This is a genomic window from Colwellia marinimaniae (assembly GCF_002207865.1).
In the GTDB taxonomy this organism is placed as follows: domain Bacteria; phylum Pseudomonadota; class Gammaproteobacteria; order Enterobacterales; family Alteromonadaceae; genus Colwellia; species Colwellia marinimaniae.
Window position 1 is genome coordinate 1 of record NZ_BDQM01000315.1, and the last position, 263, is coordinate 263.

Sequence of the window (263 nt, forward strand, 5' to 3'; positions counted from 1 at the left end):
GTGTTGAGGTGGCACTTGCGCATCATCACGCAGCCTTCCACCACCAGCGGTGCGGTGGCGAAGCCGAATTCGTCGGCGCCCAGCAGCGCGCCGATGACCACGTCGCGGCCGGTCTTCATCTGGCCGTCGGCCTGCACGCGAATACGACCGCGCAGGCGGTTGAGCACCAGGGTCTGCTGGGTCTCGGCCAGGCCGATCTCCCAGGGGCCGCCCGCATGCTTGATGGACGACCAGGGCGATGCGCCCGTGCCGCCGTCGTGCCC

At 70.0% G+C, this 263-nt stretch carries 1 protein-coding gene; it reads right to left on the reverse strand.

Annotated elements, in window-relative coordinates:
* Positions 1–263: glutamate synthase-related protein (locus MTCD1_RS19445; protein ID WP_143760192.1), on the reverse strand; the 263-nt coding region annotated here is incomplete at both ends.